Origin of the sequence: Pararhodobacter sp. (genome assembly GCF_034676545.1) — a bacterium.
GTDB lineage: Bacteria > Pseudomonadota > Alphaproteobacteria > Rhodobacterales > Rhodobacteraceae > Pararhodobacter.
In genome coordinates, this window is the sequence record NZ_JAUCBZ010000015.1 from 3,518,354 (window position 1) to 3,527,500 (window position 9,147).

General features: G+C 56.8%; 4 protein-coding genes, 1 tRNA gene, 2 rRNA genes and 1 pseudogene (1 of these 8 running past the window's edge). All 8 read right to left on the reverse strand.

What is annotated here, in order from left to right:
* Positions 1–21 precede the first annotated feature (21 nt).
* Positions 22–1,401 carry an exonuclease domain-containing protein gene (locus tag VDQ28_RS20695; protein WP_323037739.1) on the reverse strand — a complete coding sequence of 460 codons (1,380 nt, stop codon included), beginning with the start codon at positions 1,399–1,401 and terminating at the stop codon, positions 22–24.
* A gap of 95 nt (positions 1,402–1,496) precedes the next feature.
* Positions 1,497–2,738, reverse strand: a complete 1,242-nt coding sequence (locus VDQ28_RS20700) for a hypothetical protein (RefSeq protein ID WP_323037740.1) — start codon at positions 2,736–2,738, stop codon at positions 1,497–1,499.
* Positions 2,723–2,932 (reverse strand): hypothetical protein, encoded by a 210-nt coding sequence (locus VDQ28_RS20705; RefSeq protein ID WP_323037741.1) that lies wholly within the window; start codon positions 2,930–2,932, stop codon positions 2,723–2,725. Before VDQ28_RS20705 ends, VDQ28_RS20700 begins: the two co-directional genes overlap by 16 nt.
* Positions 2,933–2,965: 33 nt before the next feature.
* The gene (locus tag VDQ28_RS22705; RefSeq protein WP_416349437.1) at positions 2,966–4,060 is read right to left on the reverse strand and encodes a 3'-5' exonuclease; all 1,095 of its coding nucleotides are present in this window, start codon (positions 4,058–4,060) and stop codon (positions 2,966–2,968) included.
* Positions 4,037–5,835: pseudogene (locus tag VDQ28_RS22710) on the reverse strand (UvrD-helicase domain-containing protein); the annotation flags it as partial. The pseudogene VDQ28_RS22710 and the gene VDQ28_RS22705, both read right to left, overlap by 24 nt.
* A gap of 332 nt (positions 5,836–6,167) precedes the next feature.
* Positions 6,168–6,244, reverse strand: a tRNA-Met gene (locus VDQ28_RS20720).
* A 63-nt stretch (positions 6,245–6,307) separates the two neighbouring features.
* Positions 6,308–6,422 (reverse strand): 5S ribosomal RNA (rrf, locus tag VDQ28_RS20725).
* 87 nt (positions 6,423–6,509) lie between these two features.
* Positions 6,510–9,147: ribosomal RNA gene (locus VDQ28_RS20730) — 23S ribosomal RNA — on the reverse strand (it continues 198 nt past the right edge of the window).

Sequence of the window (9,147 nt, forward strand, 5' to 3'; positions counted from 1 at the left end):
TGGAAGAACAGTCGGTAACCGCTAGCTCGCTTTGATATCAAAGCCTTGCAGGTATACTTCGATCTCGCAGATCAGTGCCTGATCCAAACCTTCGTTGCCACGTATTTCATCAAGGGCGCGCCAGGCATTGCCGATTGTCATCCACTCAGTCTCAGGCGCATCTGGCGCGGACCAGCGCTCGCGCAGCCAAGCCTCGAATTGGGCCCGCTCTTCGGGCGAAAGCAGGTGCGGCGCGTAAAATGCCACTAGGCGGCGGCCGAGCTGGCGCAGGCGGCTATCGCTCAGCGACGCCACAACCTCCTGCCGCTGCGGCCAGTCCACACGCTGGAATTCTGCAAGCCGGGCCTTGTCGGCGTGGCTGTAAAAGCCACCGAATATCTGCTTCTCGACGGGTGGTGGCGGCGCGGCAGGATCCTCTGGAAACCGCGCAGCCAGAGCCTGTGCGACGCGCGCCCGGAACTCGGGCGCATTGGCGATGACCTCGGCACGGCGCAACTGCGCAGCGCTGGGCGTCGGGAGCGAGAGGAGCGCGGGCGTCTTGTTGACCGACAAGGAGCGGATGATCTTCGGCGTGGCGTCCACCGCTGCGAAAAGCGTCGCATCATCGGCGGTCAGGAAATCGGCAGGGTCGGCCGCTTCCAGGTCAAAGAAGGCCGCCTGGTTCGGATTGCTGGCCGAATAGCCGCAGAAGCAGCCAAGCGTGGCGCGCGGCGATCCACCGCCGAAGCGCTCAATCAGCGCCATGGGCTGGAACGCCTCAATTCGTGCCTGCACATGAACCTTGTCGCGATTGGGCAGCAATTCTGCCCAAAGCCCTGGCACGCGCTGGGCGATCTGACGCGCGATGTAGATGGTCGCTTCGACATCGCCGAGAGCGTCATGCGCGTTATGTGCCGCAAAGCCATTCAACGGCGCGATAAGATCAAGCTTGAAGCGCACGCGCCCAGTTTCATCGACGGGCCACTCAAACAGGTCGGGTTGGCGATGCCAGACAGCGTAGAGGGCCGTCAGCAAATCAAAACGCGTATTGCCGTTGAACTGAGTGGCGAAGATGCCCGGCTGCAGGTTCTGATAGAAGGCCTGGCGCAGCATCTCCTCATCAAATCGGATGCTGTTGAACCCGGTCCAGATCGCAGGTGACCAGCGATCAATCAGCGCGCCGATCTCTTGCGTAAACTCGAAGAGCGTTGGCAGGGCCGCGTCCAGCAACTGCGCTGGGCGCACGCCAGTTACCGCCAAGGCCCAAGGCGAAGGGATGATATGCGGGGCGATCCGGCAACGCAGATTGACCCGCTCGATCTCCCTGAATTCGTCATCCGTCAGAATGGCGGCGAATTGCAGTGGCTGATCAAAGGCAGGTGAAAGGCCGGTGGTCTCGAGATCGTAAAAGGCGAGTGTCATAGGCTCAGTTTAGCTTGCGACGCGGAATCCGTCATCCACCAAAAATAGCGCTACCGTGATAAAGATACTGCTCGGGTGCCATCATGTTGTTGCATCTATCCGTCGCCCTTTTCTGTATCGGCGATCCGGGATTTCAATCGCGCTGACATTAGCACATCGGTGGCGGCATTAGCCGAGAGCCTCTGAACCTCCCGCAGCACCCGGTCCCCCTGCCCGATCCGCTTAGCAGCGGCCATGACATGGGTGACGGCCTCGTCGATATCGAGCGGGCTGGGTTCATAGCCGTGACCCGCCAGAAGATGCCCGATCGCGAACAAGCCGACTTGCGCGGCAAAAGCTGGCTCCTTGATCGCGAAATCCCGCGCCGCGCGGATCAGCGTTGCCGGAGCCGCGTCCGGATGGGCGGCACACTCAAGCGCGATGTCGAGATACTTCGCGGTCTTCGCCGCGGCAAACCACTTGCCCCTTGAGCCTTGTGTCTCGATCAGGTCTTCGAGGATCCCGCGCGCATCGATATCCGGATACCGTTTCACCAAATCCCGCCACATCGCGAGATAGGTATTGCCCGAGGCAGTGGGCAGACCGAAGCGGCGATAGGCCTCCTTCTCCCGACCCTTTCGGACCAGAATACGCTCGCAGAACTGCGCGATTTCAAAGTGGCCCCATTGTCGACGATCATCCTTCAGCAGGGCCTCGGCGTAGGCGAAAGCTTCGTCTTCACGCCCCTGACGCAGCAGCGCTTCGGCTCCGAACTTTTCATGAAACCATATGCGCGTCCTCTGCACTGAGAGGAGCGCCAGCAATTCGTCATATCGTCTGGCCTCAAGCAGGCAGGACAACGTCAGCGTGCCCGTTGTCACATGGGAGAACCGCGCATGATCCGACCAAGCCTCTCGGATCATGTCGAGATCGCAGTCGGCATGCAGGTTCATCAGCGCAGGGTATGCCGCGATCTGGCCAAAGCGATCGGCGATTGGCGCGAGATAATCGACGCCGTCGTCCTCGATCGCATCGCGCAGCTGTTCGAGCCATTTCGCGCGGGTTTTCTCGTCGGCCGGGGCCTCGATCAGGATCGGCAACAACTCCTCCAGCGTCCGGGACACGGCGTTGCCTAGCGCGCCCGATGAGGTGTCGATATGCTCAAAAGCGGGCCAAATGCGCTGGGCGAGCGCAATGACGCCTTCGGCAGCTGTTGTTGGATCGGTCCGCGCGACCGCCCGGATTTCGGCGCTGACAGACTTTAACCGCTCAACGGCCTTGGTCGAAGACTTCCAGCTATATGCGCCTGCACGCATTCCCGGCTTGAAAGCCCATTTATGTGTTATTTTGCCCGCCATCTATAGCCTCTCTCCACCATGCGCAGCGCATTCCCCTGAACCCCCTCTGCAGTCTTCGTGACATTCCCCTCGGTTTCGCCCGGAGGGGCTGCCACTTCGAACGTGATCGTCACCCTGCCCGCGACCGGCTTGTCGACAAGCTCTTGGACCCGATTTTTGATATCGGTCGGTCGATATCCGATCTCGCGTGCCATGGCTTACCTTTATCGGTAATTCATCCGAACAAGTCACGATGTCCCACGCCGACTTACCCTATTCGATAAATTCCTCGACCTCTGCTTCGTCGACGCTGGGCGGGACTTACCAGTACACGCGGGGTAACGGACGCACCCCATAAATTGCCCATAGGGCCCTTTGCGTTCAACCAGCCAGCCATCGCTGCATTCGGGACATTCCGGATAACAGGCCCCGCAACTGCACCGAACCTCCGGAGATCCGGGTGCCAACCGCGGCAGGGCGGCACCGCAGGACAAGCAGGCAGGCAACAAGTTTCCACAGTGTTGGACGTGTTCGCACCGGTACCAGACACGATCATCCTTGCCATTTACACACACCAATCGTCCGCCGCACTCTCCGCATTCATGCGCTTCCTGATCCGCACCAGGCGCCGCGATTACCCCGTAAACGGGGTCTTTGCTCAGCTCGGTGACAAAAGCGGATGGCCGGGCGTTCGATGCAAGAAGCGTGAGTGTGAAGCGCGCACGCGTCATCGCGACATACATCACCCGCCGCTCCTCTGCGTTCTCAAACATCTCTTCTTCAGGAGAAACCAAAGTCAGCAAAGGATCGTCAACAATTTCTGATGGAAACCCCGTGCTGCCGCTGTCGGCGTTGAGCAGAACCACGTGATCTGCCTGAAGACCCTTGGAGGCGTGGATTGTCTTGAAGCTAAGTTGCAGGCGCGGAAACTGCCTCTTCAACGCGCGCATATCCGGCTCAACAAACCGGTATCGACCGAGCAGAAGAACGGTCACGGGTTTTTCGCCAGCATTCGACTGCGCCGACAGGATGGTCAGAACTTCGGTGAGTTTGCGCGGACCTTCATCGCGCGGCGTCATCACGATCCTGATTGCTGGCTCGGTCGCAATCCCCGCCGGAACAATCTGCTTTTGCAACTGCGCAGGGTTCTTGAGAACAAATGTCCGGGCGGCAAAGGCGATCTGGTCAACCGACCGGAATGTGCGGCCGAGATCAACCGTCCTGTGGATGCCAGCTTCGCCATCAAATGCACCACCAAACTCGCCTCCGAAATGGCGCATCAGATGAATGTCTGAACCCGCAAAACGAAAGATCGATTGCCAGTCGTCACCCACGGCAAACATGCGCACGTCCGGATGCTGCGATTTCAGCGCTTTCACCAGCCTTGCACGGCTTTGCGAGATGTCTTGAAATTCGTCAACGAGTATGTGGCGAAATGGACTGACATATCTGCCGGTCTCTGCGTAGTGGGCAGCTCTGAGGATCATGTCCTCGAAGTCGATCCGCCCACCGAGCCGCTTCTCATATTCTTCGAACACGGGGTCAAAGACATCCAGAAACGCCTTAGCGCGGTTCCCAAGCTTCATCCGTTCGGACTTGGTTTCACAGTCGGCCAGGCTATAGCCGCCACTTTTATACTTGCGCAGGAACGTCCCCAGGAGCTGAGAGAACGTGTCCACCTGCTTCAATTCAATGACGCGGTCATAGATTGTCTCGACCGGGCGCGGGTTCAGCGTCACATGGGGAGCCAGTTTTTCGGCAAGCGCAGTCAATAAGCGCCCTTCCTGGCGTTCATAGCTGAAGGTCTCAATGAGGATGGTTTCGTTCGCCGAGTGAACTTCCCGCTTCCAGTCCATGCCGGCGAGATAGCTTTCGCGGTCAACATAAGGTGCGGTCGTCAGCCGTTCGCTCCCATCTGCCAACGTCTGACGCCGCACCCCAAAATGCTCGATGTAAACGCCGCTTTCGATCAACCGAAAATCCGGGCAATAGTCGCGCCGACCGGTCCCAGGAAGTTTGTGCTCATAATTTGGTTCGTACTCGTATTCGATCCCGTTTTCGTAAAGCCAGTTTGCAATCTGCAGCTCTTCGTAACTCTTGACCTTCTCGCCCTGCAATGTGCGCAGATCCTGCTGTTCCATGTGGGTATAAAAGGCGTGCTTGGTGGCGAAATCCCATTCTGTCTTCGGTTCGACAAGGAAATGCGCGAACCATCGTATGATGCTTTTTGAGACATCTGACAGCGTTTTGATGAGATCCTTCAGGATCTGTTTGATCAACGCGGTAAATGCCGCGTCGTCCGTGGCATGGTCTGCCAGTGCGGGCTTTGAACCCTCCACAAGACCAATAATGTCGTAGGCAATCGCGTGGAAGGTCCGCGCCACGATCGGCACGCCTGATCGCGCCTCGACCCGTTCGGACATTTCTTCGGCGCGTTTTTGGCGAAAGCCAGGAGCAATATTTCCTCCGGCCGCCGGATGCCAGCCTTGACGAGATAGGCGGCTTTCGCGGTGATGACGCTCGTCTTGCCTGATCCCGCGCCTGCAAGGACCAGCGTCGCATCCTCGTCCACAACAACGGACAGACGCTGCTCGGGTGTCAGCGGCATGCTCTCAACGGTGTCGAAGAACTCCTTCCAGCGTTCGAGTTCTGCCGCCACGAATATCGAGACTGCCTCAGCCCTTACGGCGCGCGGCCCGGCAACAAATTTCCTGACGCGATCGACGCGCACCATACCCTCGACACCGATTGCCTCGCGCTGCAGCTTGGACAAAAGCGTGCCATCAAGATCACGCGCGTCAACCAGCAGAGGCTCAATGCTGCAAGCCGCAGGATACTGGGCGGGTTTTGCCAGGGCGGAAATGGCAGCATGAAGACGGTCAAAGCGATCTGCTTCTCGTTTGAGGGCTGCCAGATTGAATTCGATCCAAGCGCGCTTCACCTGATCGGAAAAATCCACGGCTTCCGCATAGTTTGCACCACGCAAAATGGTCTCGGCCCGAGTGCCCGACCGCACAGTCAAAGTTGAGCCGAATGCACCCTTTCGAACGACCGGGGAGTCGCAGACGTCCGCCAAAGAAAGATGCGCTGTCTGGCCACGCTTGGTTGCCCGAAGCATATCACCGTCAAGTTCGAGAACCTTGGCTGTCGTGCCAAAGGGGTTCACGATCAGCCCAAGCAGTGGTCCCTGACGTAGTCGAATCAATATCTTAGCCCTGCCCAATGTTTCAATGACTTTGGGCCAAGCGGCCTTGGCGGCGCAAGACTGTTCGCTGAAGTCATTTGGACGCGTTTCTGGCCGTTCAATGTCGGCGAATGCCGCTGACTGCACGCGAATGCGTGCGAATGCCGTTTTTTAGGCGCGGTGTTGATGTGGCGTTGATGTAAAACGCAAAACGCCCTGTGGTATAAAGATACCACAGGGCAAGCGTTTGTTTTATTTAGAATTTTTGGTTGCGGGGGTAGGATTTGAACCTACGACCTTCAGGTTATGAGCCTGACGAGCTACCGGGCTGCTCCACCCCGCGCCATGTTTGTCTGTTTGGGTTTTATGAGATCGTTTTGAGAGAGACGTGTCTGTTTCTTTTCAGGTTTGGCGGTGACCTACTCTCCCACGTCTTGAGACGCAGTACCATTGGCGCGACGGCACTTAACTTCCGAGTTCGGGATGGGATCGGGTGTTTTGCTCGTGCTATTGCCACCAAACCAGAGAAGAAACAGAAACATCGGTTGCGGTTATGCAACTTTCGGGTGTCTTTAAGCTTTTGTCCTGTAACCTTGCTGTTACTGGATCAAATCAAGCCTATCGAGCGATTAGTACCGGTCAACTGAACACATTGCTGCGCTTACATCTCCGGCCTATTGACGTGGTGGTCTACCACGGCTCTCAAGGGAGATCTTGTTTTGAAGGGGGCTTCCCGCTTAGATGCCTTCAGCGGTTATCCTGTCCGTTCATAGCTACCCAGCACTACCCTTGGCAGGATAACTGGTCCACCAGTGGAACGTTCACCCCGGTCCTCTCGTACTAGGGGCAACTCTTCTCAAATCTCCTACACCCACGGCAGATAGGGACCGAACTGTCTCACGACGTTCTAAACCCAGCTCACGTACCTCTTTAAACGGCGAACAGCCGTACCCTTGGGACCGACTTCAGCCCCAGGATGAGATGAGCCGACATCGAGGTGCCAAACGATGCCGTCGATATGGACTCTTGGGCATCATCAGCCTGTTATCCCCGGCGTACCTTTTATCCGTTGAGCGATGGCCCACCCACGTGGGACCACCGGATCACTATGGCCGACTTTCGTCTCTGCTCGACTTGTCAGTCTCGCAGTCAGGCTGGCTTCTGCCATTGCACTCAACGACCGATTTCCGACCGGTCTGAGCCAACCTTCGCGCGCCTCCGTTACTGTTTAGGAGGCGACCGCCCCAGTCAAACTCCCCGCCATGCAAGGTCCCGGACCCGGATAACGGGCCGCGGTTAGACATCAAAAGTGCGAAGGGTGGTATCTCAAGGGAGGCTCCACGGGAACTGGCGTTCCCGGTTCGATGCCTACCACCTATCCTGCACATCACAATTCTGATGCCAGTGCAAAGCTGGAGTAAAGGTGCACGGGGTCTTTCCGTCTAACCGCGGGTAGTGTGCATCTTGACACACAGTTCAATTTCGCTGAGTCCATGTTTGAGACAGCGGGGAAGTCGTTACGCCATTCGTGCAGGTCGGAACTTACCCGACAAGGAATTTCGCTACCTTAGGACCGTTATAGTTACGGCCGCCGTTTACTGGGGCTTCAATTCAAAGCTTGCACCTCTCCTTTTAACCTTCCAGCACCGGGCAGGCGTCAGACCCTATACGTCGTCTTACGACTTCGCAGAGCCCTGTGTTTTTAGTAAACAGTCGCCACCCCCTAGTTTGTGCCCCCGGCTCAGACTTGCGTCCAAACCGGGCCTCCTTCTCGCGAACTTACGGAGGTATTTTGCCGAGTTCCTTAAACATGGTTCTCTCAAGCGCCTTGGTATGCTCTACCTGTCCACCTGTGTCGGTTTAGGGTACGGTCTTATAGAGGGGCTATTTCCAGGAACCTCTCAGCAGCCCAATCAATCCGATAAGATTGAACTACCCTTGAGATCCGTCACCACCTCACGGCCCAGGAATATTAACCTGGTTCCCATCGACTACGCCTTTCGGCCTCGCCTTAGGGGCCGGCTTACCCTGCTCAGATTAGCTTTAAGCAGGAACCCTTGGACTTTCGGCGAGAGGGTCTCTCACCCTCTTTGTCGCTACTCATGTCAACATTCTCACTTCTGAACGCTCCACCGGTCCCTCACGGGCCGGCTTCACAGCCGTCTCCGAAGCCTCCGCTGCACCCGAGGGTACAAAAGAGGCAAGGAGAACTGAACAGAACGCTCCGCTACCACGCATATTGCTATGCATCCTAAGCTTCGGCTCATGGCTTGAGCCCCGTTACATCTTCGCCGCAGGACAACTTATCTAGACCAGTGAGCTGTTACGCTATCTTTAAAGGATGGCTGCTTCTAAGCCAACCTCCTGGTTGTTTTGGTCGTCCCACCTGCTTTCCCACTTAGCCATGAATTGGGGGCCTTAGCTGTAGGTCAGGGTTGTTTCCCTCTTGACGACGGACGTTAGCACCCGCCGTCTGTCTGCCAGATAGTACTCTTGGGTATTCGGAGTTTGGTTAGGCTCAGTAAGTCTGTGGGACCCCATCACCCATCCAGTGCTCTACCCCCCAAGGTATTCGTCTGACGCACTACCTAAATAGTTTTCGCGGAGAACCAGCTATCTCCGAGTTTGATTGGCCTTTCACCCCTAGGCACAAGTCATCCCGACCTTTTTCAACAGGTGTGGGTTCGAACCTCCAGTTAGTGTTACCTAACCTTCATTCTGCTCATGCCTAGATCACTCGGTTTCGGGTCTGATCCATCTAACTAAGTCGCCCTATTAAGACTCGCTTTCGCTGCGCCTACACCTAACGGCTTAAGCTTGCTAGATAGACCAAGTCGTTGACCCATTATACAAAAGGTACGCTGTCAGGTCTCAAGGACCCTCCAACTGCTTGTAGGCGTTCGGTTTCAGGTACTGTTTCACTCCCCTCGTCGGGGTGCTTTTCACCTTTCCCTCACGGTACTGGTTCGCTATCGGTCAGTAAGGAGTACTTAGCCTTCGGAGGTGGTCCTCCGATCTTCGAACAGGATTTCACGTGTCCCGCCCTACTTAATACGTCCGATCATGCTTCCTGTACGGGGCTGTCACCCTGTATCGCTGGCCTTTCCAGGCCATTCCAGTCACAATCTCGGCTCGGCTGGTCCGCGTTCGCTCGCCACTACTAACGGAGTTCTCTATTGATTTCCTTTCCTCCGGGTACTTAGATGTTTCAGTTCCCCGGGTTTGCCTTTTTAACCCTATGTATTC

What these genes read in the sequence shown, in the direction of transcription:
- VDQ28_RS20695 (WP_323037739.1), bottom strand. Translation starts at nt 1,401, where the DNA reads ATGACACTCGCCTTTTACGATCTCGAGACCACCGGCCTTTCACCTGCC.
- VDQ28_RS20705 (WP_323037741.1), bottom strand. Translation starts at nt 2,932, where the DNA reads ATGGCACGCGAGATCGGATATCGACCGACCGATATCAAAAATCGGGTC.
- VDQ28_RS20700 (WP_323037740.1), bottom strand. Translation starts at nt 2,738, where the DNA reads ATGGCGGGCAAAATAACACATAAATGGGCTTTCAAGCCGGGAATGCGT.
- VDQ28_RS22705 (WP_416349437.1), bottom strand. Translation starts at nt 4,060, where the DNA reads ATGTTTGCCGTGGGTGACGACTGGCAATCGATCTTTCGTTTTGCGGGT.